Origin of the sequence: Mesorhizobium sp. M4B.F.Ca.ET.058.02.1.1, from assembly GCF_003952505.1 — a bacterium.
Classification (GTDB): Bacteria; Pseudomonadota; Alphaproteobacteria; order Rhizobiales; family Rhizobiaceae; genus Mesorhizobium.
In genome coordinates, this window is the sequence record NZ_CP034450.1 from 5,174,623 (window position 1) to 5,199,967 (window position 25,345).

General features: G+C 64.6%; 25 protein-coding genes, 1 tRNA gene and 1 pseudogene. 14 read left to right on the forward strand and 13 right to left on the reverse strand.

Going from position 1 to position 25,345, the window contains the following annotated elements; all coding sequences use genetic code 11:
- Positions 1-12: 12 nt before the first annotated feature.
- Positions 13-708 (forward strand): DUF1013 domain-containing protein, encoded by a 696-nt coding sequence (locus EJ073_RS25140; protein ID WP_126057964.1) that lies wholly within the window; start codon positions 13-15, stop codon positions 706-708.
- A 63-nt stretch (positions 709-771) separates the two neighbouring features.
- Here the strand turns inward: EJ073_RS25140 and EJ073_RS25145 are convergent, their stop codons facing one another.
- The 3 genes from EJ073_RS25145 to EJ073_RS25155 all read right to left on the reverse strand — a co-directional run bounded on the left by EJ073_RS25145 (position 772) and on the right by EJ073_RS25155 (position 2,358).
- Positions 772-1,491: a YafY family protein gene (locus EJ073_RS25145; RefSeq protein WP_126057965.1), complete on the reverse strand. Its 720-nt coding sequence runs from the start codon at positions 1,489-1,491 to the stop codon at positions 772-774.
- Positions 1,492-1,565: 74 nt separating this feature from the next.
- Entirely contained in the window at positions 1,566-1,976 is a 411-nt protein-coding gene (locus tag EJ073_RS25150) for a hypothetical protein (RefSeq protein WP_189347769.1), read from the reverse strand.
- 214 nt (positions 1,977-2,190) lie between these two features.
- Entirely contained in the window at positions 2,191-2,358 is a 168-nt protein-coding gene (locus tag EJ073_RS25155) for a hypothetical protein (protein WP_126057966.1), read from the reverse strand.
- Positions 2,359-2,540: 182 nt separating this feature from the next.
- Here EJ073_RS25155 and EJ073_RS25160 point away from each other — a divergent pair, with 182 nt between their 5' ends.
- Entirely contained in the window at positions 2,541-2,720 is a 180-nt protein-coding gene (locus EJ073_RS25160) for a hypothetical protein (protein WP_189347771.1), read from the forward strand.
- 28 nt (positions 2,721-2,748) lie between these two features.
- Here EJ073_RS25160 and EJ073_RS25165 read toward each other — a convergent pair whose 3' ends face one another.
- The 7 genes from EJ073_RS25165 to tkt form a co-directional block, all read right to left on the reverse strand.
- The gene (locus EJ073_RS25165; RefSeq protein ID WP_126057967.1) at positions 2,749-3,477 is read right to left on the reverse strand and encodes an SGNH/GDSL hydrolase family protein; all 729 of its coding nucleotides are present in this window, start codon (positions 3,475-3,477) and stop codon (positions 2,749-2,751) included.
- Positions 3,478-3,532: 55 nt separating this feature from the next.
- A complete protein-coding gene (locus EJ073_RS25170; protein WP_126057968.1) occupies positions 3,533-4,273 on the reverse strand; it encodes a thioredoxin family protein in 741 nt (246 codons plus the stop codon).
- A gap of 158 nt (positions 4,274-4,431) precedes the next feature.
- The gene (locus tag EJ073_RS25175; RefSeq protein WP_126057969.1) at positions 4,432-5,457 is read right to left on the reverse strand and encodes a class I fructose-bisphosphate aldolase; all 1,026 of its coding nucleotides are present in this window, start codon (positions 5,455-5,457) and stop codon (positions 4,432-4,434) included.
- Between the two features lie 233 nt (positions 5,458-5,690).
- The gene (locus tag EJ073_RS25180; protein WP_126057970.1) at positions 5,691-6,887 is read right to left on the reverse strand and encodes a phosphoglycerate kinase; all 1,197 of its coding nucleotides are present in this window, start codon (positions 6,885-6,887) and stop codon (positions 5,691-5,693) included.
- 104 nt (positions 6,888-6,991) lie between these two features.
- Complete coding sequence (locus EJ073_RS25185; protein WP_126057971.1) at positions 6,992-8,881, reverse strand: potassium/proton antiporter; 1,890 nt, start codon at positions 8,879-8,881, stop codon at positions 6,992-6,994.
- 208 nt (positions 8,882-9,089) lie between these two features.
- Entirely contained in the window at positions 9,090-10,100 is a 1,011-nt protein-coding gene (gene gap, locus EJ073_RS25190) for a type I glyceraldehyde-3-phosphate dehydrogenase (RefSeq protein ID WP_126057972.1), read from the reverse strand.
- Between the two features lie 155 nt (positions 10,101-10,255).
- The gene (gene tkt, locus EJ073_RS25195; RefSeq protein ID WP_126057973.1) at positions 10,256-12,247 is read right to left on the reverse strand and encodes a transketolase; all 1,992 of its coding nucleotides are present in this window, start codon (positions 12,245-12,247) and stop codon (positions 10,256-10,258) included.
- Positions 12,248-12,505: 258 nt separating this feature from the next.
- On the opposite strand from tkt, the gene EJ073_RS25200 reads away from it, so the two are divergent.
- The 5 genes and pseudogenes from EJ073_RS25200 (at position 12,506) to EJ073_RS25220 (ending at position 14,566) form a co-directional block, all read left to right on the forward strand.
- A complete protein-coding gene (locus EJ073_RS25200) occupies positions 12,506-12,778 on the forward strand; it encodes a DUF4164 domain-containing protein (protein ID WP_006200774.1) in 273 nt (90 codons plus the stop codon).
- A 4-nt stretch (positions 12,779-12,782) separates the two neighbouring features.
- The gene (locus EJ073_RS25205; RefSeq protein WP_126057974.1) at positions 12,783-13,148 is read left to right on the forward strand and encodes a cell division protein ZapA; all 366 of its coding nucleotides are present in this window, start codon (positions 12,783-12,785) and stop codon (positions 13,146-13,148) included.
- 172 nt (positions 13,149-13,320) lie between these two features.
- Complete coding sequence (locus EJ073_RS25210) at positions 13,321-13,980, forward strand: peroxiredoxin (RefSeq protein WP_126057975.1); 660 nt, start codon at positions 13,321-13,323, stop codon at positions 13,978-13,980.
- Between the two features lie 74 nt (positions 13,981-14,054).
- Positions 14,055-14,177: pseudogene (locus tag EJ073_RS25215) on the forward strand (IS1 family transposase); the annotation flags it as partial.
- Complete coding sequence (locus EJ073_RS25220; RefSeq protein WP_126057976.1) at positions 14,174-14,566, forward strand: hypothetical protein; 393 nt, start codon at positions 14,174-14,176, stop codon at positions 14,564-14,566. The pseudogene EJ073_RS25215 and the gene EJ073_RS25220, both read left to right, overlap by 4 nt.
- A gap of 193 nt (positions 14,567-14,759) precedes the next feature.
- Here EJ073_RS25220 and rpoH read toward each other — a convergent pair whose 3' ends face one another.
- Positions 14,760-15,671 (reverse strand): RNA polymerase sigma factor RpoH, encoded by a 912-nt coding sequence (rpoH, locus tag EJ073_RS25225; RefSeq protein WP_126057977.1) that lies wholly within the window; start codon positions 15,669-15,671, stop codon positions 14,760-14,762.
- A 234-nt stretch (positions 15,672-15,905) separates the two neighbouring features.
- Positions 15,906-16,976 (reverse strand): RluA family pseudouridine synthase, encoded by a 1,071-nt coding sequence (locus EJ073_RS25230; protein WP_126057978.1) that lies wholly within the window; start codon positions 16,974-16,976, stop codon positions 15,906-15,908.
- A 26-nt stretch (positions 16,977-17,002) separates the two neighbouring features.
- On the opposite strand from EJ073_RS25230, the gene EJ073_RS32585 reads away from it, so the two are divergent.
- The 6 genes from EJ073_RS32585 to EJ073_RS25260 all read left to right on the forward strand — a co-directional run bounded on the left by EJ073_RS32585 (position 17,003) and on the right by EJ073_RS25260 (position 20,300).
- Positions 17,003-17,386 carry a fimbrial protein gene (locus EJ073_RS32585; protein ID WP_245455354.1) on the forward strand — a complete coding sequence of 128 codons (384 nt, stop codon included), beginning with the start codon at positions 17,003-17,005 and terminating at the stop codon, positions 17,384-17,386.
- Positions 17,383-17,796, forward strand: coding sequence for a VOC family protein (locus EJ073_RS25240; protein ID WP_126057979.1), 414 nt, complete (start codon positions 17,383-17,385; stop codon positions 17,794-17,796). The genes EJ073_RS32585 and EJ073_RS25240 overlap by 4 nt, the downstream gene beginning before the upstream one ends.
- Positions 17,797-17,881: 85 nt before the next feature.
- Positions 17,882-17,956: transfer RNA gene (locus tag EJ073_RS25245), tRNA-Glu, on the forward strand.
- 215 nt (positions 17,957-18,171) lie between these two features.
- Positions 18,172-18,762 (forward strand): VOC family protein, encoded by a 591-nt coding sequence (locus tag EJ073_RS25250; RefSeq protein WP_126057980.1) that lies wholly within the window; start codon positions 18,172-18,174, stop codon positions 18,760-18,762.
- A gap of 11 nt (positions 18,763-18,773) precedes the next feature.
- Entirely contained in the window at positions 18,774-19,628 is an 855-nt protein-coding gene (locus EJ073_RS25255) for a glutathione S-transferase family protein (RefSeq protein ID WP_126057981.1), read from the forward strand.
- Positions 19,629-19,931: 303 nt separating this feature from the next.
- The gene (locus EJ073_RS25260) at positions 19,932-20,300 is read left to right on the forward strand and encodes a hypothetical protein (RefSeq protein WP_126057982.1); all 369 of its coding nucleotides are present in this window, start codon (positions 19,932-19,934) and stop codon (positions 20,298-20,300) included.
- Between the two features lie 227 nt (positions 20,301-20,527).
- On the opposite strand, the gene EJ073_RS25270 is transcribed toward EJ073_RS25260, so the two are convergent.
- A complete protein-coding gene (locus tag EJ073_RS25270) occupies positions 20,528-20,743 on the reverse strand; it encodes a hypothetical protein (protein ID WP_126057983.1) in 216 nt (71 codons plus the stop codon).
- A 758-nt stretch (positions 20,744-21,501) separates the two neighbouring features.
- On the opposite strand from EJ073_RS25270, the gene EJ073_RS25280 reads away from it, so the two are divergent.
- The gene (locus tag EJ073_RS25280) at positions 21,502-25,284 is read left to right on the forward strand and encodes a response regulator (protein ID WP_126057984.1); all 3,783 of its coding nucleotides are present in this window, start codon (positions 21,502-21,504) and stop codon (positions 25,282-25,284) included.
- The last annotated feature ends 61 nt before the right edge of the window (positions 25,285-25,345 follow it).

Here is a 25,345-nt window from a genome sequence, read left to right on the forward strand (position 1 = left end):
GGATTTTTGGAAATGGCCAATACGCTGCTGATGCCCAAGGCGACCGCCGTCTGGCTGGTCGACAACACCGCGCTCTCCTTCGAGCAGATCGCCCAGTTCTGCGGGCTGCATCCGCTTGAGGTCAAGGCGATCGCCGACGGCGAATCGGCGCAAGGCATCAAGGGCATGGACCCGATCATGACCGGCCAGCTGACCCGCGACGAGATCGCGCGCGCCGAGAAGGACCCGAACCATCGACTGAAGCTGTCCGACCCAAAGGTCAGGGTGCCGGAATCCAAGCGCAAGGGCCCGCGCTACACGCCGCTGTCGAAGCGTCAGGACCGGCCGAATGCCATCCTCTGGCTGGTGCGCAACCATCCCGAACTGAAGGACGCGCAGATTGCCCGTCTTGTAGGCACCACCAAGTCGACGATCGAGCAGATCCGCGAGCGCAAGCACTGGAATTCGGCCAATCTGCAGCCGATGGATCCGGTGACGCTGGGTCTCGCCTCGCAGATCGACCTCGACATGGAAGTCAACCGCGCCTCGCGCGGCCGCGAGCAGGCGCAGCCGGTCGGCGACACGCTGCTGCCGGCGGCGTTGACGGAACGGCTGGTCCCGGCGCCGGAAAAGCCGAAGGACGAGGACGCCGAGCTCGACGCCAACGCCGTCTTCGCCAAGCTCTCGGCGCTGAAGTCGAAGGACAAGGACACGGACGACGAGGAGTAGAATTCTCGGCATGCCAACAAAAAAGCCCGCTTCGAGCGGGCTTTTTTATTGGCCTTCGAGCCTTCAGTTGCGCGCCGCCCGGTCCGGCGTCATGCCATAGTCCTCGCTGCGCTCCACCGCGCGGTAGAAATCGGCGAGCTGCTTGCCGCGCTCCGGTTTGTAGACGCGGCCGGCGATCACCACCGAGGCAATGCGGTCGATGCGGAAGGCGCGGAAATCGTCGCGCATCTCGCACCAGGCGACCAGCGTCCACACCTTGCCCCAGAACCACAGGCCGAGCGGCCGGATGTCGCGCGCCGTGCCGCGCCCGGCCTCGTCCGAATAGTCAATGGTCAGGACCTGGCGTTTCTCGATCGCGCGCTCGATCAGGTCGATCGCCTCGCGCGCGGCATCGCTCACCACCCACATCGGCGTGTGGATCTCGGTGCGGGCGATGCGGTCCTTCTCGGTATCGGGCAGCACGGCGCCGATCTTGACCAGCGCCTCGTCGGCGGCCCGCGCCATTGCGGCGCCGCCAAAGGCGCGCACCATGCGGGCGCCGGCGACCAGCGCCACGATCTCGTCACGCGTGAACATCAGCGGCGGAAGGTCGAAACCCTCCCTCATCATGTAGCCGACGCCCGCCTCGCCGTCGATTGGCACGCCGGTCGACTGCAGGTCGGCGATGTCGCGATAGATCGTGCGCTCGGAAACCTCGAGCCACGTACCCAGCTTCTGGGCAGTGACCAGACGGCCGCCGCGCAAATGCTGCACGATCTGGAAGAGCCTGTCGGCACGACGCATCGTATGGTTCCTCGATGTTGTTCCTATGCATGTCGTGGTTCCCAAAACCGGTTCCCACTTTTGGGCGACATGCACTATGGCTTCAGCCCTTCGCGCTTGCGCTGCACGGCGACGAACTCCGTGCCGAAGGACAGTTTCCTCGTTGTCGGCGTCCTGGCGTCCAGCACCCGCCAGAACGGCGCGATCTCGCTCAGCGCCATGCCGTGCTCGAGATCCTCGCCGGCGGCCTCGGCAACAGTGCGCAGATGATAGCCAATGGCGACCGGGCATGTCACTTCAGCCCCGTTCTCGATGGCCAGCGCGGTGCGCAGCGCGCGGACGTCCATCTCGACGCCTTCGGGGATCGAGCGGATGAAATCATCGACCTGGCGCGCCGTCGGCACCAGCATCGGCTGGCCTTCGACGACGTCGGCGAAGCTCCGCGGCGACGGCTTGATACCATTGACGCCCGGCGTGTTCAGCCTGTCGTTCCAGCTCTTCACCATGCGAAGTTCACTCTCTACTCCTGCCACACCATGACACGACCCTCCTGACAGCATACTGTCAGGAGGGTTCAGCACGTCTGCTGACGATAGGGTGCCTACATCCTGCTCGAACCATCAACTTTCTCACGCTCGATTGCCCGAAGTATTTCCGCTCCGTCGCTTCTACATCTGGGCGCGGCAGTGTCCGCATCCAAGCGCGGCCTGCAAAAATCGTTCAATGGTCGAGGTGGCGGCCGTTGCCGTACATATCCGGCCAGCCAATGTCCTTGCGGATGTCCGCGGGCAAGCTGTTCATGAAACGCTGGGTGCGGATCTCGTTGCGCATCGTGCGGATCTTGCCGACATAGTGCTCGATGCTGCGCAGTACCGTGAAGCTGGTCATGGCTGGTCTCCTCTTTTCGATGAGAACACTATCGCACACCCCTGCTGACAGCAGTCTGTCAGGAGGGTGGCAGGTCTGCGAAGAAGATTGCGGTCAGCCCGGCCGGCACCCCGGGAAACGGCCGTCTTGCGCGGTTCTGTTTGGGTCCGGAAGTGCGACGCCGGCTTTGACAGCAGGCTTCGATGCTGCTCAAAGGCGGCATGTCGAAGCTCCTGGCGCTCGTTGTCATTGGCATCATGCTCATCCAGCTGATCAAGCCGCTCGGCTGGCCGGGGCTGAGGCGGCGCAGCGATTTCTGGAAGCTGGCGCTGCTTGCCATGGCGGCGATCTCGATCACCGCTGTGCTGGGGCACTGGGGCTAGAGCCGAAGCGCCACCCCATCGGGCGCCGCTACGCCAAGGGCTGCTCGCCCAGAACAGGGGCTAGCAGATGCTCCGCCCAGGCGCGGTAGCCGGCTTCCGAGGCGTGGAATCCGTCGACGGCAAAGCCGGCCTGCGGATCGAGGATCGGCAGCCGCGACGCAGGAACCGCGCCGCGCTCCAGGCAGAGGCGCTTGCCCATCCGGTTCATCTCGGTGGCCCTGATCTCGAGAATCCTGCCAAGCAAGGATGGCATCGCCGGCGCCCGCGTGAACTCCAGCACCGGCGACCACACCACGCGCGCCTCCGGCCATTTGGCGCGCAGCGCGTAAAGCAGGCCGCCGAACTCCTTCTTGAAGCGTGGCACCGAGTGGAAGTTCTTGGTGTCGTTGGTGCCGATGGCGAGCACGATATGCGTCCACGGATCGGCCGACAAATTGGGCAGGACATGGTCGCGCACCTGGCCGGAAGTCGCCGAATTGAAGCCGGCCGCCCGCCAGCGCACCGCACTGCCGGTCCGTTCGGAAATCAGGATGGCGAGCTGCGCCGCAAGTCCGTTCTCGGAATGGCCAATGCCGACCGAGGCGGCGGAGGAATCACCCAGCACCAGCAGCGTGATCGCCGGCGCCTTGCCCTGCATCTCATGCATGACCGGACCCCGCGCCGGCAGCATGCGGCTGGTGCGACGGCGCACGCCGAGCCCCTGCCAGACATAGACGGGAAAGGCGAGCCAGGTGAGGAAGGCGAGCAGGCGCTGCATGGCTCATGCCCTTAGCGCATATTGTTGTGCGGGTGAACGATCTTGCCGCGCCGGTTCAGTCGCAACACGCCGACGGCGGCTCGGATACGTCCCCGTACTCGTCATGCAGCCGCACCCAGTCCATCAGGCCACCATAGGGGCCGGTCTCGTTGCGGCCCTTCGGCGTCATGTCGAGATAGTGATAGGCGCCGATCAGCTGATCGCCGCCGCGAGCGCGCGACGTGAAGGTGAGGAAGATATCGCCGGCCTCGTCCCTGTAGAACACGCTGGAACCGGGCAGGTCCTTGGAGGTGCGGGCGCGCCTTTCGAAATTGTAGGTGGTGTCGCCGGCCGCGATCTGCTTGTCGGTGAAGGAAACCTGCATGTCGAAGTTGAAGTCGGACGCATAGGACGACACCCAGTCGAACCGCCAGCCCATGCGCTGCTTGTAGGGCAACAGCTCGGCCAGCGGCGCGCGCGACACCACGACCAGCGACACGTCATGATGCTGGAGATGCAGATTGGCGCCGTCTATGTGGTCGGCGAGGAAGGAGCAGCCCTCGCAGCGATGGTTCGAACCGGGCGCCAGCATGAAGTGATAGACGATCAGCTGGCTGTTTTCACCAAAGAGCCCAGCCAGCCGTTTCGGGCCTTGCTCGCTCTCAAAGACGTAGTCCTTGCGGATCTTCAGCCAGGGCAATTCGCGCCGTTCGGCGGCGACGCAATCACGAAACCGAGTCAGTTCCTTCTCGCGCTCGAGGTGCTTTCTGTGCGCCTCGAACCAGTCTTCCCGCGAAACGATGGCATTGCGATGCATGACTATCTCCTGTCCTCTCCTGCCAAGGACGTTCGACATCGGGGCGATCCGACATGGCCGGCGCGCTTTCGACGCAGTCCCAGAAGTGGGGATGCCCGGCCGCGAAAACAAAACCCGGGCGCGTAGCCCGGGTTTTTCGTCGCGTCTGAAGAAACGTGTCAGGCGGCCCTTTCCAGCGCCGGCTGCCATTTGCCGAGCGCCGCCAGATGGTTCATGTGGGCGCGATGGATAAAGGCCGCCTGCCCGGCGGCTATGTTCGACGCCTTGCCACTCCAAGCTTTCTGCGCGGCTGCCTGCAAGGCACGGCCATAGGAGAAGGTGAGCTTCCACGGATGCTGGCCGATGGCGTTGATGGCGTTGAGGTTGGCGGTCGCCTCCTCGTCCGATTGGCCGCCGGAGAGGAAGGCAATGCCCGCAACCGCCGCCGGCACCGTCTCGCGAAACAGCTTTATTGTCTTTTCGGCCACGATCTCGGGACTGTCCAGCTTGCCCGATTTCTTGCCCGATATGACCATGTTGGGCTTCAGGATGGTGCCTTCGAGCACGACGCGCGCGGCATAGAGCTCGCTGTAGAGCTTGAGCAGCGTCGCCTTGCTGACCTCGTAGCAGGTGTCGATGCCGTGGGCGCCGTCCATCAGCACTTCCGGCTCGACGATCGGCACGATGCCGGCCTCCTGGCAGAGCGCGGCGTAGCGCGCGAGCGCATGCGCGTTCGAGCCGATCGAGGTCGCCGACGGCACACCCTTGGCGACGTCAATATCGATCACCGCGCGCCATTTGGCGAAGCGGGCGCCGAGCTTGTAGTAATCCGCCAGGCGTTCGCGCAGGCCGTCGAGGCCCTCGGTGATGGTGTCGCCGGGAAAGCCGGCCAGCGGTTTGGCGCCGGCATCGACCTTGATGCCGGGGATGGCGCCGGACGCCTTGATGATGTCGACCAGCGGCGTGCCGTCGGCAGCCTTCTGGCGGATGGTCTCGTCATAGAGGATGACGCCGGAAATGTAGCGCGTCATCGCGTCCCCGGCGCGGAACATCATCTCGCGATAGTCGCGACGGCTGTCGGCCGTCGATTCGACGCCGATGACGTCGAAGCGCTTCTTGATGGTGCCGGAGCTTTCATCGGCGGCCAACAGGCCCTTGCCGTCGGCCACGATCGCGGCGGCAATGTCTTCGAGACGTTCGCTCATTGTTGCTTCCTCCTGACAGCGGTTTTCCGCGGTTCACGGAACTCTACCGCCAAAGGAATGATGCCGGAAAGCGCGAAATCGAACGAATGTCGCGCCGCCGGGCCGGCTCGCCGAGTGTTGATCGAGTCGATTGGGCTGGTCGCATTCGTGCAACCCAGGCGTCACCGCTTGGCTGCAAGAATGCTCCGTTTTCACGGGCGGAAAAACCGCAGCCCGATTTTCCTGGAATTGCTTCAGCGCTTCAGCACCTCGACGCCGGGCAGCGGCTTGCCTTCCATCCATTCCAGGAAGGCGCCACCAGCGGTCGAGACATAGGTGAAGTCGTCGGCGACGCCGGCATGGTTGAGCGCGGCCACCGTATCGCCGCCGCCGGCCACCGAGACCAGCTTGCCGGCCTTGGTGCGCTGGGCGGCGTGCTTTGCCGCCGCCACCGTGGCGCGATCGAAAGGCTCGATCTCAAAGGCGCCGAGCGGGCCGTTCCAGACCAGCGTGGCGGCGCGGTCGATCCAGTCGGCGACGGCCTTCACGGTCTTTTCGCCGACGTCGAGGATCATGCCGTCGGCCGGCACCTCCGATATGGCGACGGTCTCGCTGGCGGCGCCAGCCTTGAACTCTTTCGCCACCACGCCATCGGCCGGCAGGATGATGGCGCAGCCGGCCTCGGCCGCCTCGATCATGATCTGCTTGGCGGTGGCGGCAAGGTCATGCTCGCAGAGCGACTTGCCGACCGCGGTGCCGCGCGCGGCAAGGAAGGTGTTGGCCATGCCGCCGCCGATGACCAGCGCGTCGACCTTCTTCACCAGGTTCATCAGGAGGTCGATCTTGGTCGAGACCTTGGCGCCGCCGACGATGGCGACGACCGGACGGACAGGATTGCCAAGGCCCTTTTCCAGCGCGTCGAGCTCGGCCTGCATGGTGCGGCCGGCGAAGGCCGGCAACAGATGCGCCAGGCCCTCGGTCGAGGAGTGGGCGCGGTGCGCGGCGGAAAAGGCATCATTGACGAAGATATCGCCATTGGCGGCGAGCTTCTCGGTGAAGGCCGGATCGTTCTTCTCCTCAGCCTTGTAGAAGCGGGTGTTTTCCAAAAGCAGCACATCGCCCTTGTCCATGGCGGCGACGGCGCTGCCTGCTGTGTCGCCGATGCAGTCGGCGGCGAAGCCGACGGGCCGGCCGAGCACGTCCGCCGTGGCATTTGCGATCGGCTCGAGCGAGAATTCGGGCGTGGGGCCGTCCTTGGGCCGGCCGAAATGGGCGAGCAGGATGACCTTGGCGCCCTTGCTGGACAATTCGGAGATGGTCGGCGCGATGCGCTCGATGCGGGTGACGTCTGTGACCTTGCCGTCAGCGACGGGAACGTTGAGGTCGACGCGCACCAGCACGCGCTTACCGGAGATGTTGCCGATGTCGTCCAGTGTCTTGAAGCCGGCCATGCTGGGTCCCTTTCTGCGAAAATCGCCGGGACCTTACCCACCACCGGCGACTATGCAAGGCCCGCGTTAAAGCGCGCGCGCAAAAATGATGTAGGCGCGTAAGATCAGCTTTCGCTCGCTGCCTTTTGCCCGACCGGTTCGGGTGTCGGGGGCTGTTCCGCCGGCGTCTCGGCGCCAGGCGCCCGCGCCGGCCTGCGCCGGCCGCGGATGAAGGCGGCGATGCGGTCGACGATCTCGCCGGCGCTGAGGAACACCGGCACGCGCGCCACCGGCGCGGTCGGCTCGAACGACAGGCCGATGCCGGTGATCCGGCCCTTGTCGTCAACGTCGCGCACGATGAGCTCGATCGGCCCGATCAGCACCCGGTCGGCATATTCGGGATGGCCGCCGAGCCGCTCCGTGACCAGGGCGCCGACCGTCAGCTTGCGTTCTGCCTCGGTCAAGCCCGGCGCGTAGGCAGCCTCCAACTCCTCGGCCGAGCGCGTCGGATCTAGCGCAAAGGCGCCGAAGAAGTCCGCGTCCTCCGGATCGACCACGGCGCGGCTGGCGAACAGCTTGTCGAGCAGGCGCGGATAACGGTCCGGCACGAAGATGTATACTTGGTCGCCGGCGGCGAGCCGGCCCATGTCCTGGAAGCGCATCGAGCGGCCGTCGCGCAGCACCAGCGAGGGCCGCGCCCAACGCGGGATGCGCTCGCCACGCGCCACCGGGCTGCCCGGCGCCACGCGATAGGCGAGCAGCTCGTGATGGGCAGAGCCCGGCAGTTCGAGCTCGACCTTGTCCAGGGGCCCGAGCCTCGCCGGCACGATGAGGCCGAGGCGGCGCGCCAGCGGGCCGACGGTCCAGCCCTGCACGACCAGCGACACCAGCACAATGATGAAGGCGACGTTGAAGATGAGGCGGCCGTTTTCCAGGCCGCCGAGCAGCGGCGTGATGGCGAGCAGGATGGAGACCGCGCCGCGCAGGCCGACCCATGAGACGAAAGCGACCTCGGGCCGTGGCAGGCGGAACGTGACCAGGCAGAGCCAGACGGCGATCGGCCGCGCGACGAAGATCAGGAACAGGCCGAGCAAGGTCGCCGGCACCAGGATCGCCGGAAATTGCGAGGGCGTGGCAAACAGGCCAAGGATCAGGAACATGATGATCTGTGCCAGCCACGACATGCCGTCCTGGAAGCGCCTAAGGATGGTGACGGCGCGGATGTCTGAATTGCCCGATACCAGCCCGGCGAGATAGACCGCCAGGAAGCCCGAGCCGCCAATGGCGCCGGCGGCCGCGAACACCATCAGCGACAGCGTCAGCACGAAGATCGGCAACAGGCCGTGGTCGAGGTTCAGCCGCTCGACCAGGCGCACGATGGCAAGGCCGCCGAGAACGCCGATGACGGCGCCAAGCCCCATGCTGATGAGGAAGCCGAGCACGAGGCTGGTGGCAAGCACATTGGCTTCGGGATTGGCGTGGGCGGCGATGATCTCGACCAGAGTGATGGTCAAGAAGATGGCGATCGGGTCATTGGTGCCGGATTCCACCTCGAGCGTCGCGCGCACGCGCTCGCGCAGATTGATCTCGCCGGCTCGCAGCAGGAAGAAGACGGCCGCTGCATCGGTCGAGGCGACGGCGGCGCCGAGCAGGAAGGATTCCAGCCAGGTGAGGTCGAGCATGTAATAGGCAGCGGCCCCGAACAGGCCGGTGGTCAGGATGACGCCGACGGTCGCCAGCGACAGTGCCGGTCCGGCCGCCTGGCGCAAGGCATTGAGCGGCGTGCCGAACCCGGAATCGAAGAGGATGACGGCCAGCGCCAGTGAGCCGGCAAAGTAAGCCAGGCGGGCATTGTCGAACTCGATGCCGAGACCATCGGTTCCGGTGGCCAGACCGATGCAGAGGAACAGCAGCAGAAGGGGAGCGCCGAAGCGAAAGGCGATCAGGCTCGAAAACGCGGCGGCAACGACAAGGGCGGTGCCGACCAGCGTTACAAGATAGATCGCATGCTCCATCCGGAATTGCCCCTCAAATCCGCCTCCCTCCCCGCTTTACGGCAGAGTGGGGCGAAGACATGACCAGCGCAAGGCGGCAGCGTGATTTTTTGCTCCTATGGGGCTGATTTCCGGGGGTTTTGCCGCTCGGGGCGCCAGCCGGCCTGCAAACGAAAAACGCCCGGCCGAAGCCGGGCGTCTGATCTGGAAAGATTGCGGCCTGCGTCGATCAGGCGATGGTCTTGCCGAAGGCGACGGCGGTGTCGCCCATGCGGTTGGAGAAGCCCCATTCATTGTCGTACCAGGACAGCACCGACACAAAGTTGCCGTCCATCACCTTGGTCTGGTCAAGCGCCACGATCGAGGAATGCGGATCGTGGTTGAAGTCGATCGAGACATTCGGGTGATGGGTGACCGACAGAACACCCTTCAGCTTGCCCTTGGATGCGGCGATCACCGCTTCGTTGATTTCCTGCGCGGTGGTCGAGCGCTTGGCGATGAACTTGAAGTCGACGACCGAGACGTTCGGGGTCGGCACGCGGATCGAGATGCCGTCGAGCTTGCCCTTGAGGTCGGGCAGCACAAGGCCGATCGCCTTGGCCGCACCGGTCGAGGTCGGAATCTGCGACAGCGCAGCCGCGCGGGCGCGGTAGAGATCCTTGTGCATGGTGTCCAGCGTCGGCTGGTCGCCGGTGTAAGAGTGGATCGTCGTCATCATGCCCTTCTCGATGCCGACCGTCTCGTGCAGCACGGCGGCCAGCGGCGCCAGGCAGTTGGTGGTGCAGGACGCATTCGAAATGACGATATGGTCCTTGGTCAGCTTGTCGTGGTTGATGCCGTAGACGACGGTGAGATCGGCGCCTTCGGCCGGCGCCGAGACAATGACGCGCTTGGCGCCGGCGGTGAGATGCGCGGCGGCCTTGTCGCGGGCGGTGAAGATGCCGGTGCACTCGAGCGCGATGTCGATGCCGAGTTCCTTCCAAGGCAGCTGGGTCGGGTCCTTGATGGCGGTGACCTTGAACTTCTCAGAGCCGACCGAGATCTGGTCGCCGTCGACCGTCACTTCGTGCGGGAAGCGGCCATGCACGCTGTCGTAGCGCAGCAGATGCGCATTGGTCTCGACCGGGCCGAGATCGTTGACGGCGACGACGTCGATGTCCTTGCGGCCGGATTCATGGATGGCGCGCAGGATGTTGCGGCCGATGCGGCCGAATCCGTTGATGGCAACTCTGACGGTCATGTTTCTCTCCCTGGGAGGCGGATGGGGTCCGCAGCTTCATAGCGGCGGACGGACAAAGAATCCAGCCTTGGAAGGCCTGGATTTAAATCGATTAGGTTGGGCCAGTCCGCCGAAACGGCCATGCGCGGTTTTGGCGGGCTCGCTTGCCTCAACCCTTACTTGCCATGCAGGCGGGCTTCCACCGCTTTCGCCGCAGCATCGGCGGTGATGCCGAAATGCGGATAGAGCTGCTCGATGGTGCCGGAGGCGCCGAAGCCGGTCATGCCGATGAAGATGCCGTCGCTGCCGATGATGTGGTCCCAGCCCTGACGGATGCCGGCCTCGATGGCGACCTTCACCTTCGCGCTGCCGATCGTGTTTCTGCGGTAGTCGTCGCTCTGCTGATCGAACAGTTCGAAGCAGGGCACCGATACGACGCGGGTCGGGTGGCCGTGCTGCTGCAGCAAATCACGCGCGCCGAGCGCGACCTCGACTTCGGAGCCGGTGGCGAAGATCGTCACCGCCGCCTCGCCGTTTGCCGCGGCCAGCTCATAGGCGCCGGATGCGCTGAGGTTCTTCTCGCTGTGCTCGGTGCGAACGGTCGGCAGGTTCTGGCGGGTCAGCGCCAGCGTCGACGGCGTCTTTTCGGATTCGAGCGCCAGCTGCCAGCATTCCGCCGTCTCGACCGCGTCGGCCGGGCGGAAGACCTTGTGGTTCGGAATAGCGCGCAGCGCTGCCATATGCTCAACCGGCTGGTGCGTCGGCCCATCCTCGCCAAGGCCGATCGAGTCATGGGTCATGACGAAGATCGAACGAATGCCCATCAGCGAGGCCAGGCGCATCGAAGGCCGGGCATAGTCGGAGAAGCACAGGAACGTGCCGCCATAGGCGATAAGGCCGCCATGCAGCGTTAGCCCATTGATCGCCGCCGCCATGCCATGCTCACGGATGCCGTAGTGGACATAGCGCTGGCCGTAATCGTCCGGCGTGATATTCTTGGTCTGGCTGGTCTTGGTGTTGTTGGAGCCGGTGAGATCGGCCGAGCCGCCGATGGTTTCCGGCACAGCGCCGTTGATGACCTCGAGCGCCATCTCCGACGATTTGCGGGTGGCGACCTTTGGCTTGTCGGCCGAGAGCTTCTTCTTGTAGTCGGCAATGACGCTGTCGAAGTTCGACGGCAGCTTGCCACTGACACGGCGTTCGAACTCGCCCTTCAGCTCGGCGTCCGTCTTGGCGAGACGCCCTTCCCAGTCAGCGCGGGCCTTGGCACCGGCCTGACCCGCCGCGCGCCATGCGTCGAGGATGTCGCCCGGAATCTCGAAGGGCGGCGAGTCCCAGCCGAAGAACTTGCGCGCGCCGGCGATCTCCTCGGCGCCGAGCGGCGAGCCGTGCGCCTTGTTGGTGCCGGCCTTGGTCGGGGCGCCGAAGCCGATGGTGGTCTTGCAGGCGATCATCGTCGGCTTGTCGGAGTGACGCGCCGCCTCGATCGCATAGGCGATCGCTTCCGGATCGAAGCCGTCGATGTGGCTGGCGTTCCAGCCGGAGGCCTGGAAGCGGGCGACCTGGTCGGTGTTGTCGGCCAGCGACACCGGACCGTCGATCGAGATGTTGTTGTTGTCCCACAGCACGATCAGCTTGTTGAGTTTGAGATGCCCGGCGAGCGCGATGGCCTCCTGGGAGACGCCCTCCATCAGGCAGCCGTCGCCGGCCAGCACATAGGTGTAGTGGTCGACGAGATCCTTGCCGAAGGCGGCATTCATGATGCGCTCGCCGAGCGCGAAGCCGACCGAGTTGGCAAGGCCCTGGCCGAGCGGCCCGGTGGTGGTCTCGATGCCGGCGGCATGGCCATATTCGGGGTGGCCCGCGGTCTTCGAGCCGAGCTGGCGGAAATTCTTGATCTGGTCGAGGGTCATGTCCTCGTAGCCGGTCAGATAAAGCAGCGAATAGAGCAGCATCGAGCCGTGGCCGGCCGACAGGATGAAGCGGTCGCGGTCAGCCCAGTGCGGGGCCCTGGCGTCGAATTTCAGGAAGCGGGTGAACAGCACCGTGGCGATGTCGGCGCAGCCCATGGGCAGGCCGGGGTGGCCGGAATTCGCCTTCTCGACTGCGTCCATGGAGAGAAAACGGATCGCATTGGCCATCCGGTCATGTTGTTCACGCGAGGTCATGCTTCCTCCGGGGTGGGGGTTTGAGGCCTTGGGAGAGGCCTGGAAAGGGTGCGCGACACATAGCAGGCGCGGCCCTTGAGTCAACAAATCGGTGCGTTTTTGCCGGCCTTGTGATGGTCCCGACAGACTTACATTAGCGTTAGCGGGGGACAGTCGCGAGAGCTTTATTGACGTTGCCTTCACACGGCGCCTAATGTTTCCTGGATAACGCGTTCTGAACGCGAACGATTCGGTGATGGGCAGGGTGCAGGACGAGCCATGACCGGGGAAACGACGCTCAAGGAAGTCATCGCCAGGCTGGGCAAAGCCATCGAAGGCCTGGAAAACGCCGTCGCGGCCAAGCTCGAGCACGAGCGCGACTATTCGGAGGCCGAGGCGGAGGTGCAGCGCATGAACGCCGATCGCTCCAGGCTGGCGCAGGAGCTCGACAATTCCGAAGCGCGAGCCGAACGGCTGGAAGACGCCAACAAGGAAGTCTCGCGCCGGCTGGTGACCGCCATGGAAACCATCCGCGCGGTGTTGGACAGGTAGGCCAATGGCACAGGTCACGGTTTCCATCGACGGCAAGCAGTATCGCATGGCCTGCGACGAGGGCCAGGAAGAGCATCTGATCGACCTGGCCGAGCGTTTCGACCGCTATGTCGCGCATCTCAAGGACTCGTTCGGCGAGATCGGCGACCAGCGGCTGACGGTGATGGCCGGCATCATGGTCATGGACGAGCTTTCCGAGCTGCAGAAACGCGTCAAGGGCATGGAAAGCGAAGTGGTGACGCTGCGCAAGACGCGCGACGAGGCGCTGGCCAAGGCCGGCAAGAACGACAGCGTGCTGACCGATGCGCTGGGCGCGCTGGCCCAGCGCATGGAAGACCTCGCGACGACGCTGGCGATCAAGAAGGCCTGAGCCTCGACGCGGCAGAAATTCCTGCCGCATTTGCCCGGAAAAGGTGAAAATATTTCGTCGCCGGTGCCATTCTCGGCGGCGGTTGCCGTATGAAGCATGCGGTCAGAGTGGTAGAGATTGCGAGCGGTGCCGGCGCGGCATGCCGGCGACAGTCAAAGGGTAGGGACACGTCATGAGTCTTCGTATCAACGATATCGCGCCGGACTTCACGGCCGAAACCACGCAAGGGACGATCAGCTTCCATCAATGGATCGGCGACGGCTGGGCGGTGCTGTTCAGCCACCCGAAGAATTTCACGCCGGTCTGCACGACCGAGCTCGGCACGATGGCCGGGCTGGAAGGCGAATTCAAAAAGCGCAACGTCAAGATCATCGGCATTTCCGTCGACCCGGTCGCCAGCCACGACAAATGGCAGGCTGACATCAAGACGGCGACCGGCCAGGAGGTGAAATATCCGCTGATCGGCGACAAGGACCTCGCGGTCGCCAAGCTCTACGAGATGCTGCCGGCAGGCGCCGGCGAGAGCTCGGAAGGCCGCACGCCGGCCGACAACGCCACGGTGCGTTCGGTCTATGTCATCGGGCCGGACAAGAAGATAAAGTTGGTGCTGACCTATCCGATGACCACCGGCCGCAACTTCGACGAGATCCTGCGCGTCATCGATTCCATCCAGCTGACGGCCAAGCATCAAGTGGCGACGCCGGCGAACTGGAAGCAGGGCGAGGACGTCATCATCACCGCCGCGGTTTCCAACGAGGACGCGATCAAGCGCTTCGGGGCGTATGAGACGGTGCTGCCTTATCTCAGGAAGACCAAGCAGCCGACGGCCTGAGGCCTGAGCCTTCCTTCTCCCCGTTTCACGGGGAGAAGGTGCCCGAGGGCGGATGAGGGGCAGCGCGGCGTTCCGCGATGGCCGCTGGTGTCACGGACAAGCTTTGGGAGATTGCGGATATCGTGGCACTGATCGAGGCGAAGGAAGCTGAAAAGCCGGTCGTGCGCGGCCCTTACAAGAAGCGGGCAGTAGCATGACGCAAAGGATCTCGCTCGCCTCAAAAATCACGCTGTCCTATGTGTTTGGCGTGATTGGAAGTTTGTTAGCCGTGTCGAATCCTTCGCCGGAGAATCCATGGTCTGAGACACTTTTGCTTTTCGCCGCTTATTTTGTGGCCGGCATCCTAGTGTCGTGGCCGCTTTACCTGGCAGCAGTTGTTGCAGCCATCGCTTTCCCACGCACTGTTGCCGGGAGACCAGGACTGTGGACTTCCGTGGCGGTTCTTATCGCAGTAAGCTTCTCTTTTTTGACCCTTCCGTATGACGGGCATTTCAGATCACTCGCTACGCTAGGGGCGCTCGCTGCTCTGCTCGCCGGCTTTTGTTTCTACTGCATAGCAAAGCCGATGAGGCAGATTTCAAACTAACCCGCTACCCATTCTGGGATGCGATTGTTTCCTTGCCCCGAAACGATACCCTCGCAGCGTCGGCGCTGCCCCTCATTGTCCTGCCGGACATTTCTCCCCGTATAGTGACGGGGAGAAAGGGCTGGACCGCCGCTTTCGCCAAACAAAAAAGGCGGCACCGCAGCGCCGCCTTTTTTCATTCATGCCTTGAGCCTTACGCCGCCGGCTGCGCCTCGATGGTGCGCAGCGCCTGCGTCTGGCGCTTGGCTGCGGCCTTGACCGCATCCTGCACCTTCTCGAAGGCGCGCACCTCGATCTGGCGCACGCGCTCGCGGCTGATGTCGAACTCGGCCGACAGTTCTTCCAGCGTCAGCGGCTCATCGGCGAGGCGGCGCGCCTCGAAGATGCGCCGTTCGCGCTCGTTGAGCACGGAGAGGGCGCCCGACAGCATGGCGCGCCGGTTTTCCAGCTCGTCCTGCTCGATCAGCATCTCTTCCTGGCTTTCGTGGTCGTCGACCAGCCAGTCCTGCCACTCGCCGGACTCGCCCTCGCTTGCCCGGATCGGAGCATTGAGCGAAGCGTCGCCCGACAGGCGACGGTTCATCGACACTACTTCCGCCTCGGAGACGTTGAGACGGGTGGCGATCTCGGCGATCTGGTCGGGCTTCAGGTCGCCATCGTCAAGCGCCTGGATCTTGCCCTTCACCTTGCGTAGGTTGAAGAACAGCCGCTTCTGGTTGGCGGTGGTGCCCATCTTGACCAGGCTCCACGAGCGCAGGATGTACTCCTGGATCGAGGCCTTGATCCACCACATGGCATAGGTGGCGAGCCGGAAGCCGCGCTCCGGTTCGAATTTCTTGACGGCCTGCATCAGGCCGACATTGCCTTCCGAGATCACCTCGCCGATCGGCAGACCGTAGCCGCGATAGCCCATGGCGATCTTGGCGACGAGCCGCAAATGGCTGGTGACGAGCTTGTGCGCGGCCGAAGTGTCCTCATGCTCGGCGTAACGCTTGGCGAGCATGTACTCTTCCTGCGGCTGAAGCATCGGAAAGCGGCGGATTTCTTCCAGGTAGCGGCTGAGGCCGCCTTCGCCGGAGACGATACTGGGTAGTGACTGGGCCATGATAGCGCCCCCTCTCTCTTGGAGTGATGCCCCCGAAACGCGGCGGGCATGTGACGCGAATGCCAAACGGCTCATCCGCGGCAACTGCTGTATATAGGAACAAAACCAGAAAGGACAGGCATTTGTTCAACACGAAACAGTGTGTCACGCTAAAGTGAACAACGCCAGTCAGGTTTTTTTGATGGTTGCTTTGAAGCGGGTCGATGGTCGGTTTGAAGCGGATCGATGGCGGGCTCAGAGCTTGCGAAAGCCGCCGACGAGTGCCTCCATGTCCCTCGGTATCGGCGCTTCGAACCTCATCGCTAGATGGGTAGCCGGGTGCTGGAATTCAAGGAGCCAGGCGTGCAAGGCTTGCCTGGCAAATGCGTTGACTTCGCCTTTCAGCGGTTCGGGCAGCCGGTTGGCCTTGGTGCGGAAGGCCTGGCCGTAATCGGGATCGCCGACCACGGGATGGCCGATATGGGCCATGTGGACGCGGATCTGGTGGGTGCGGCCGGTCTCCAGCCGGCATTCGACCAGACTTGCCGTTGCGAATTCCTTCTGCCGCTCGCCGAAGCGCTCGATCACGGCAAAATGCGTGACGGCGTGGCGAGCGTCGTCGCGGCCTTCCGGCACCACGGCGCGGCGCACGCGGTCGGCGGCGCGGCCGAGCGGCGCGTCGACCGTTCCGGTCGGCCTCGACGGAATGCCCCATACGAGCGCGAGATAGGCGCGTTCGAGGTCGCCGGTGCGACCATGATCGGCAAACGCCTCCGACAGCGCCTTGTGGGCACGGTCGGTCTTGGCGACGACCATGACGCCACTGGTCTCCTTGTCAAGACGATGAACGATGCCCGGCCGCTTGACGCCGCCAATGCCGGACAGGCTGTCGCCGCAATGGTGGATGAGCGCATTGACCAGCGTGCCGGTCCAGTTGCCGGCGCCGGGATGGACGACCAGTCCCGCCGGCTTGTTGATGACGATAAGCTCATCGTCCTCATAGAGGATGTCGAGGGCGATCGCCTCGCCCCGCGGCTCCGCCGGTTCAGGCTCCGGCATCTCCACCGAGACGCGCTCGCCGGCGGCCATCCTGCGCTTGGCCTCCTCGGCGACCTTGCCGCCGATCCTGACCGCGCCCTGCCTGATCAGCATCTGCACCCGGCTGCGCGAGATGTCCCGGCCGAGCCGGCCGGCCAGCCATTGGTCGAGGCGCTGGCCGGCGGCATCCGGGCCGGCCTCCAGCATGACCGATCCGCCGGCTGTCAAATCACTGCCTGTCAAACGATCCTCTATTAATCTGGAGGCCTCTTCGCTATGAGCGCTCATCGAAAACCGTTCTGGAACCCAATTCCATGGCCAGGCCAATTGCCGAGGAAGACGAAGAAAAGCCGCTCGACGCCGAAGTCGAGAAGGTGCGCGGCAAACTCATCCGCTTCATGGCCGTCAATCTCGGGCTGCTGTTCCTTGCCCTTATGGTGGTGATCGCGGCGCTTGTCTACAAAGCGCGCAACGCGCCGCCTGCCAGCGCCCCGGTTGCCAGCGATATCCAGGTGCCGGCCGGCGAACCGCTTAGCGCCGACATCGTGCTGCCGGTCGGCGCCAAGGTGATCAGCCAGTCGCTGTCCGGCAACCGCATCGCGATCGATGCCGAGCTTGCCGACGGCAGCCGCGCCATCTTCGTCTACGACATCGCCGAGCGTCGCGTGATAGGCCAGTTTGCGATCCGCAACAAATGAGCGGCTTCGCCGACAAGCGCTGCATCGCTACCGTGGCGCTCGTCGTCGGGAACTATGACGAGGCGATTGACTGGTATGTCGAGCGGCTGGGCTTCGCGCTTGCCGAGGACGTCGATCTCGGCGGCGGTAAGCGCTGGGTGATCGTAACGCCGGCGAACGCAAACGGCGCGCGGCTGCTGCTTGCCGAAGCAGCGGACGAGACGCAGGCGAGCCGCATCGGCAACCAGACCGGTGGCCGGGTCTTTCTCTTCCTCGAAACCGACGACTTCGCCCGCGACCATGTGGCGATGCTGGCCGGCGGCGTCGAGTTCCGCGAGGCGCCGCGCTTCGAGGCCTACGGCACGGTGGCGGTTTTTGCCGATCTCTACGGCAATCTCTGGGACCTGATCGAGCCGAAACGACGGGGCTGAGCCCAGCAGTTTTGGAATATCGGCGAACTCTCCGAAGCCCAGTTGCTTTTTCCTGGCCGCCAGCCTATATCGCCGGTTCTTGAGCGCGCCCATCGTCTAGCGGTCAGGACACCGCCCTCTCACGGCGGGAACAGGGGTTCGATTCCCCTTGGGCGTACCAAGTCTCTCCAGCACATTTTTCCATTCCAGGATACGCCCCCGGATTCCGCGCGACGTTAGCAGCGCTTCGGCGCTTCTGGCGCAACGCCGCCGATTGAATTAGCATCCTGTCATTACCTTGCGCCAAAGGCGCAGGGCGGCGCCTTGGGGAGCGCCGGCGGTAAATGCCGATCCGAACTGGCCCGACAGAGGCGAGGATCGCAGGGAGGGAGACCGATGCAGAAACTGCAATCGCAGGGCGTCCATCACATCACGCTGGTCGGCGCCGGGCGCCAGACGTCGATCGATTTCTGGGAAGGCGTGCTCGGCATGCCCTTCGTCTTCGAACAGCCCAATCTCGACAAGGCGAGCGAGAGCCATCTCTATTTCGATCCGGGCGACGGAAGGCTGATTACCGTCTTCACCGATGAGAGCCGCACGGCGGTGCCCAGGCGTACGCCCACCGATACGGGCTGCGTCCACCACATCGCGTTTGCGGTGTCGCGCGTCACCTTCCTGCAGGCGGTCGCCCGGCTCGACGAGCGCGGCATCAAGCATAGCGGCGTCAAGGATCGCGGCTTCATGGATTCGATCTATTTCGAGGACCCGCTTGGCCTCTTGATCGAGCTCGCCTCGTACCGCTTCGAACCACCGGCGGGCTTCACCCATGCCGATGTGCTGATGCAGGCGCACAAGATCCGCGTCGCGCGCGGCGACTACAACATCGCGGAAGTGCATCTGGCCGACGCGATCCAGACGCTGGTCGAATGGTCGCGCGCGACCTTGTCGGACGAAAGGGCACCGAAAAATCCATATGAAAAGGCCTGAGGGAGGAACAGATGGCAAAGGCAGCAACGAAGAGTGCAAGGAAACCGGCGGCCAAGGCTGCGGTGAAGGCCGCCAAGCCAGCGCCGAAAGCAAAGGCAAAAGCAGCGGCCAAGCCAGCCGCGAAGGTGACGGCAAAGGCCGCACCCAAGGTGACGGCAAAGGCCGCGAAGAAGCCTGGGCTGAAGCTCAGCATGCTGAAGCCGAGCGTCAACAACATGACCGTTCGGGTGTTCGCGCGCGCCGCCGGCTTCGACCATGCCGAGACCGACGCTTGGGGGCTTACGCGCTCGCCGGAGTTCATGGCGCGCAACCCGGCCCATCTGACGCCGATGATCGAGGACAAGGGGCTGCCGAGAGGCGTGTTGTGGGAAAGCTGCGCCATCATGCAGTATCTCGCCAACAAGCACGGGCTGGAGAAATTCTACCCCAAGGCGCCGGCCAAGCGGGCGATGATCGACAGCGCCATGTTCTATCTGGTCGGCACGCTTTACCCCTACGTGGCGCGTGCCACTTATCCGGCGCTCGGTTTCCCGCAATATGCCGGCGAGGTCGGCCACAGCGACGCCCATCCTGACAGGAAATCAGAGGCCCAGAAGGCGGCAGCGGCAGCAATCGCCGAGCCGCTCGACGTCTTCCACAGCTTCTTCCGCAACGGCAAGCCGTTCATCGGCGGCAGCAATCCGTCGATTGCCGACATTCGGCTGGCGGCGACGCTCGAGTTCCTAGCGGTCATCGACTACACGCTGCCCAAATGGGCGAAGGACTATATGGCGGCGATGGAGAAGAAGCTCGGCAAGGCCTATGCTGAACCGGCCGGTGATGTGCGCGGCTACATCGCCTACGTGAAGTCGCAGGCGAAGGCGTAAGGACCACTGTGGTGGCGTTCCGGATTTGCCGGGCGCTTCGAGGCTAAGGATTCGTTAACCAAGGACCCTGTCTAATGGTCACTGGTTCAGCTCAGGCGCGCGACCACGGATGTACTGGCGCGATGCCGAGGCGAAAGCAAAGGTCGGCCATGCGCCGGCCTTTTGCTTTTCAACCGCCGCCGGTCCGGAAGCACTCTCAGCCTCGTGGCTGCGCCCGGCGATTGCCGAGAAACCTGTTGTCACCTGCGGCTTTGACCGTAGCATGAGATCGGCGGCGGAGCGGGAGAGACGAGGATCCTGGCAATGAAAAACGTTGCATTGCCGACAATCGCCGCGGCGCTCCTGGCGGCCATGTCCTGTCGATCGAATGCGGCCGAGCTCAACACCATGAACGATGTCGGCGCGGCGCTGCAGGCGTGCTGGGTCCCGCCGGCGAATTCCGAAAACTCGTCGGTCACCTTGAGCTTCAGCCTCAGGCGGGACGGCACGCTGATCGGTCCCCCCAGGCCGACGGCGATCAAGGTGAGCGGCGACGCCAAGGCCAGGCAAGCCTATGTCGAGGCCGCAACCTCGGCACTGCAGCACTGCCTGCCGCTGAGCTTCTCGCCGGCGCTGGCGCAGGGGATTGCCGGCAAAGTCTACGTGCTGCAGTTCAACTCGCCCAAGAGATAGCGCTGGATCCCCAAGTTCAGCCGGTCATCTCAGTGCCGACGGCGCCGAAGCGGGTTCAGGAAACCGGGGCGGACGACCCGTTGACGGCTGTCACGTCCGACAGCCTCTCTCGCTTCTCGAGCGGCGGCTTTTCGTAGGTCTTCTGGCTTTGCCTGCAGGCTGGCGGGAAGTATTGCGCGCCGGCATCGTGGCTGGCGGCGGCTAGAAGGCGATCGGCAGCCTCGGGGTCAGTGCCGCGCGCGCCTCGCGTTTACATGGCGCTGCAGATCCGGCGTCTCGTAGACGTAGTCGCTCCACGCCGATTCCGGAATTTGCCCGGCCAGATAGCATTCCAGCAAAAGGTTCTGCTCCGGTGTCAGAGGCCTCGGTGCCCGCTCGTGGTCCAGTCCGAGTGAGTGGATGAGGTTTCTGGTCAGGCCGGAGACGGTGAAGTGAATGGACATCCTCGGTCTCCCTTTGCCGCTACAACGCGAAGTGTGGGGCAAAGGTTTCACCGGGACCATTCGACACTTTGAGCTATACCGTCTGGCGGCTGAGGGCGCCGCCCGGGGGCCGTCCCACAGGGGGCCGGCGCCAGCGAAAGCAAAGGCGCGGTCGACAAACCGGCCGACCCGCGCACGGGGAGAGTGGTCGGCCTCGGCCTTCTTCCCAGCAAACTGAGTCTATCGCCCTGCTATTCGCAGACCACGCGGAAGCGCTTGCCGGGTGCGCTGACATTCCTGCAGGCCAGGGGCTGTTCCGGCTCGGACGACAGCGAGGGGGACTTGCCGTCTGTCCTGGTGGCGCCGGCGGCGGGGGGAGCCTGCGGCCCGCGAGGCGTCTGGGTGCCTGCGGCGGCGCCGGAAAGGCACCTGGCTGCAACTGCGGCGGACCGGCTTGCGGCGGCGGCGGCCTGTCCCAGATGCGTCGGACATCGAGGGGCTTCGGGATCATCACCGTGCCGTCGTCGCTACGCGCGCAGCCCCCCGCCGCAAGCAGCGCCAGGCAAAGGAAAAGCAGCACGATTCGTCCGAACATTAGCAAAACCCTCATATGCCTTATAACGCGGCCGCGCGACGGCCGACAACCGGCGCGACACGGCTAGGCCGCGACCGACCCCGATCTCCGCTGATGTTTTGTTAAGGTTAGCGGATCGTTAATGCTTCTGAGGCACAGTCCGCCGACGAACCGCGACGGGGGTTCGGCTGGGGGTGGCATCAGCATGGCGGACGTGGACGGGACGGGCGGGAACGGCGGCAAACGCGACCCCCTCGAAGCAGCGGTTGCGCGTGGCGACGATGCGCTCGCCGGCGAAGACAGCGTACAGCATCTTGCCGATCTCGAGCGCACGATGGACGCCATGCACATGGGCGTCGTGCTCCTGGATGCCAAGCTCGATACACTGATCATCAACAAGGCCTACCGCGACCTCTCCAGGATTCCCGACGGAGCCGTGGCCGTCGGCGCTCCGTTCAGCCGCCTGATGGAACTCAACCGCCGCAACGGCATCTATGGCGATATCGACGAAGAGGAATGGCAGCGCTACCTCGCCGGCCGCGTCGCGGAGATTCGCGACGGCTCCGTGTCGCCGCGCGAGTTTGTCCACGCCGACGGCAGGACGATGATGTTTTCTGTCACCGCGCTGTCCGGGGGCAAGCGGCTGTTGACCTACTACGAGATCACCGACGTCAAGCGCCGCGATGCCGAGATCGAGAGCGCCAACGCCAGGACCGCGGAGACCTTCGCCAATCTTCGCGCCATGGTCGACCAGATGCCGATCGGCGTCTTGGTCCTCGACGCGGACATGCGCGCGCAGGTGATCAACCGCGCCTTCCACGAGTTCTGGAAAATCGAGCCCAGCCGCGCCGGGATCGGCAGCGGCTTCCGCGAGCTGATGGAAGCGAGCCGCGGGATCGACCCCTACGGAGCCGACGACGAGGCATGGCAGCGCCTCATGGCCGAGCGCGAGGCCGAGATCAGGGCTGGCGTTGCCGGATCGCGGCAGCTGCCACTCAATGACGGCCGCACGCTGATTGCCTCGCTGGCGCCGCTCGCCGGCGGCAAGCGGCTGATCTCCTACGTCGACGTCACCGACATGAAGGAGCGCGAGGCGGAGGCCGAGGATGCGCGCAAGAACCTCGCCACCGTGCTGGAATCGCTGCCGGCCGGCGTCATCATCTACGATCGTGACGACAGGTTCGTCTTCGCCAACCGCAAACTGCAGGAGACGCTTCCGGCGCTGAAGCCGGTGTGGCAGCCCGGCCGCAGTTTCCGCGAGGCGCTGGTTCTCGGCCATTCGGTCGGCTATTTCCGCCAGAGCGGCGATCCTGAGATCGACAGCCTCTATGAGCGCGATCGCGACGGGTGGTTCGACGCGATGCTCGCCCACTACCGGCTGCCGAACTCATCCTATGAACGGCGCAATCCGGACGGCCGCTGGTACCAGGTCTACGACATGCGGACCGAGGACGGCACCTTCATCGGCGTGCGCGTCGACATTTCCGACATCAAGAGTCGCGAGAAGGCGCTGCATGACTCCATGCGGCAGATCGACCTGTTCCGGCACGTCATGGACGAGCTGCCGGTGGCTGCCTTCATCAAGGCCCAGGATCTCAGCATCGAATTCGTCAACAAGGCATGGTGCGCGCTCACCGGCATTGCCAAGGAAGATGTCATCGGCCGCACCGATCGCCAGCTGTTCGGCGCCGATGATGCCGAAAACTACAGCCATGACGACATCGAGGTCGTCGCCACCGGCAACGGGCGCGAGGTCGAGGAGTCTGTCACCCATCGCGACGGCACCGTGCGGCAGCTGATGACGCGCAAGAGCCGCCTGGTGGCGACGGACGGGTCGGTGCATCTGGTCGGCTCCAGCACCGACATCACCGACGTCAAGGCGCGCGAGCGGGCGCTGGAAGAGAGCATGCGCGAGAATGAGGTGTTCCGCAGCCTCATCGACAATGTGCCGGTGTCGATCTACGCCAAGCGTTCGGACCTCAGGCAATTCTACGTCAACAAGGGCTGGTGCGATCTCACCGGCTTCGCCAAGGATGAGGCGATCGGCAAGACCGATGTCGAGATCTTCGGGCCGGACGGCGAGGCCTTCGTCGCCGGCGATCTCGCCGTGCTGCGCACCGGCGAGACGCAGGAGATCGAGGAGAGCGTGACGCTCGCCGATGGCAGCGTCAGGCACCAGTTCGCGCGCAAGGGGGCGATGATCGCCTCCGACGGTTCGCTCTATCTCATCGGCTCCACCACCGACATCACCGAGCTCAAGCAGCGCGAGGCCGAGCTCAGCGAAGCGCGGCAGCGCGCCGTGCTCGCCGACCGCGCCAAGTCGGAATTCCTGGCCAATATGAGCCACGAGATCCGCACGCCGATGAACGGCGTGCTCGGCATGGCCGAGCTGCTGGCCAAGTCGGATCTCGACCCCAAGCAGAAGACCTTCACCGACATCATCGTCAAGTCGGGAAACGCGCTGCTCACCATCATCAACGACATCCTCGACTTTTCCAAGATCGACGCCGGCCAGATGGTGCTCGATCCGGCTCCCTTCAACCTGGCCGAGGCGATCGAGGATGTGGCGACGCTGGTTTCGACGCGCGCCAAGGAGAAGGATCTCGAGCTCATCGTGCGCGTCCAGCCGGGCCTCGACAGCCACTTCATCGGCGATGTCGGGCGCATCAGGCAGATCGTCACCAACCTCCTCGGCAATGCGGTAAAATTCACCGACGAAGGCCATGTGCTGGTCGACGTCACCGGCGAGCGCGTGCCGATGGGAACGAAGCTGACCATCTCGGTCACCGATACCGGCATCGGCATCCCCGAGGACAAGCTGAGGGCTGTGTTCGAAAAGTTCAGCCAGGTCGACACCTCCTCGACCAGGCGGCACGAGGGTACCGGGCTCGGCCTGGCCATCACCTCGCGGCTGGTCGATCTGATGGCCGGCGAGATCGGTGTCGAGAGCGCCGAAGGCAAGGGCTCGACCTTTTGGTTCACGGTGACGCTGCCGCGCGCCGTCCAGGAGGGCGCGCAGCGGATCATGCCGGTGGACGTGACAGGGGCACGGGTGCTGATCGTCGACGACAATGCCGTCAACCGCTCGATTCTCAGCGAGCAGATGGCGTCCTGGACGTTCGATTCCTGCGCGGCTGAAAGCGGAGCCGAGGGGCTGAAGGTACTGATCGCGGCGGCCGCCTATGGCGTGGCGGTCGACTGCGTCGTGCTCGACTACCAGATGCCGGGCATGAGCGGCGCCGAAATGGCGCGCATCGTGCGCAATACCGACGGCCTCGCGCACACGCCGATCATCATGCTGACGTCCGTCGACCAGTCGCTCGCCAACACCAGTTACCGCGACCTAGGCATCGACGCGCAGCTCATAAAGCCGGCCCGCTCCTCCGTGCTGCTGGAGACGTTGGTCGCCACCATCCAGCGCCATCGCCACAGCACGGTCGGCAGCCGTCCGCCGCAAGCGGGAGCTGGCGCCCTCGGCAGCGGACCGCCGCGCGCAGCGCCGGCGCAGGCGCCCACGGCAGCGTCGGAACGGGCCCTGCTGCAGCCGCCGCCGGTTCGTGCGCGCGCCCGGCCGGCAAGCGCCGAACGCGGGCTCGACATCCTCGTCGCCGAGGACAATGAGGTGAACCAGATGGTGTTCACGCAGATCCTCGGCGAGACCGGCTACGGCTTCGAGATCGTCGGCAATGGCCGCAAGGCGCTCGACGCCTACGGCCGGCTCAATCCGCGCATGATCCTGATGGACGTGTCGATGCCGGAGATGAACGGGCTGGAGGCGACGGCCGTCATCCGCCGGCTCGAGGAGGAGAGCGGCATGCATGTGCCGATCGTCGGCGTCACCGCGCATGCGCTGAAGGGCGACCGCGAGCGCTGCCTGGAGGCCGGCATGGACGACTACCTGCCCAAGCCGATCAGCCCGAGGGCGCTGCTCGAGAAGCTCGAGCGCTGGCTCGGCACGGGCGCCCAGGTCCAGAGAAACGCCGGCTAGGCCTGCCGAGGCGAAGGGCCGATTATCTCCTGCGGGCCGGCGCCGTCGCGTCCAATTTGTG

Coding starts and splice junctions, on each gene's coding strand:
- EJ073_RS25150 (WP_189347769.1), bottom strand. CDS start 1,976: ATGGTGAAGAGCTGGAACGACAGGCTGAACACGCCGGGCGTCAATGGT.
- gap (WP_126057972.1), bottom strand. CDS start 10,100: ATGACCGTCAGAGTTGCCATCAACGGATTCGGCCGCATCGGCCGCAAC.
- EJ073_RS25200 (WP_006200774.1), top strand. CDS start 12,506: ATGACCGGGGAAACGACGCTCAAGGAAGTCATCGCCAGGCTGGGCAAA.
- EJ073_RS32585 (WP_245455354.1), top strand. CDS start 17,003: ATGGCCAGGCCAATTGCCGAGGAAGACGAAGAAAAGCCGCTCGACGCC.
- EJ073_RS25175 (WP_126057969.1), bottom strand. CDS start 5,457: ATGAGCGAACGTCTCGAAGACATTGCCGCCGCGATCGTGGCCGACGGC.
- EJ073_RS25260 (WP_126057982.1), top strand. CDS start 19,932: ATGAAAAACGTTGCATTGCCGACAATCGCCGCGGCGCTCCTGGCGGCC.
- EJ073_RS25160 (WP_189347771.1), top strand. CDS start 2,541: ATGCTGCTCAAAGGCGGCATGTCGAAGCTCCTGGCGCTCGTTGTCATT.
- EJ073_RS25170 (WP_126057968.1), bottom strand. CDS start 4,273: ATGCATCGCAATGCCATCGTTTCGCGGGAAGACTGGTTCGAGGCGCAC.
- EJ073_RS25155 (WP_126057966.1), bottom strand. CDS start 2,358: ATGACCAGCTTCACGGTACTGCGCAGCATCGAGCACTATGTCGGCAAG.
- EJ073_RS25210 (WP_126057975.1), top strand. CDS start 13,321: ATGAGTCTTCGTATCAACGATATCGCGCCGGACTTCACGGCCGAAACC.
- EJ073_RS25250 (WP_126057980.1), top strand. CDS start 18,172: ATGCAGAAACTGCAATCGCAGGGCGTCCATCACATCACGCTGGTCGGC.
- EJ073_RS25240 (WP_126057979.1), top strand. CDS start 17,383: ATGAGCGGCTTCGCCGACAAGCGCTGCATCGCTACCGTGGCGCTCGTC.
- EJ073_RS25185 (WP_126057971.1), bottom strand. CDS start 8,881: ATGGAGCATGCGATCTATCTTGTAACGCTGGTCGGCACCGCCCTTGTC.
- EJ073_RS25230 (WP_126057978.1), bottom strand. CDS start 16,976: ATGAGCGCTCATAGCGAAGAGGCCTCCAGATTAATAGAGGATCGTTTG.
- EJ073_RS25140 (WP_126057964.1), top strand. CDS start 13: ATGGCCAATACGCTGCTGATGCCCAAGGCGACCGCCGTCTGGCTGGTC.
- tkt (WP_126057973.1), bottom strand. CDS start 12,247: ATGACCTCGCGTGAACAACATGACCGGATGGCCAATGCGATCCGTTTT.
- EJ073_RS25180 (WP_126057970.1), bottom strand. CDS start 6,887: ATGGCCGGCTTCAAGACACTGGACGACATCGGCAACATCTCCGGTAAG.
- EJ073_RS25205 (WP_126057974.1), top strand. CDS start 12,783: ATGGCACAGGTCACGGTTTCCATCGACGGCAAGCAGTATCGCATGGCC.
- EJ073_RS25220 (WP_126057976.1), top strand. CDS start 14,174: ATGACGCAAAGGATCTCGCTCGCCTCAAAAATCACGCTGTCCTATGTG.
- EJ073_RS25255 (WP_126057981.1), top strand. CDS start 18,774: ATGGCAAAGGCAGCAACGAAGAGTGCAAGGAAACCGGCGGCCAAGGCT.
- EJ073_RS25270 (WP_126057983.1), bottom strand. CDS start 20,743: ATGTCCATTCACTTCACCGTCTCCGGCCTGACCAGAAACCTCATCCAC.
- rpoH (WP_126057977.1), bottom strand. CDS start 15,671: ATGGCCCAGTCACTACCCAGTATCGTCTCCGGCGAAGGCGGCCTCAGC.
- EJ073_RS25280 (WP_126057984.1), top strand. CDS start 21,502: ATGGCGGACGTGGACGGGACGGGCGGGAACGGCGGCAAACGCGACCCC.
- EJ073_RS25145 (WP_126057965.1), bottom strand. CDS start 1,491: ATGCGTCGTGCCGACAGGCTCTTCCAGATCGTGCAGCATTTGCGCGGC.
- EJ073_RS25165 (WP_126057967.1), bottom strand. CDS start 3,477: ATGCAGCGCCTGCTCGCCTTCCTCACCTGGCTCGCCTTTCCCGTCTAT.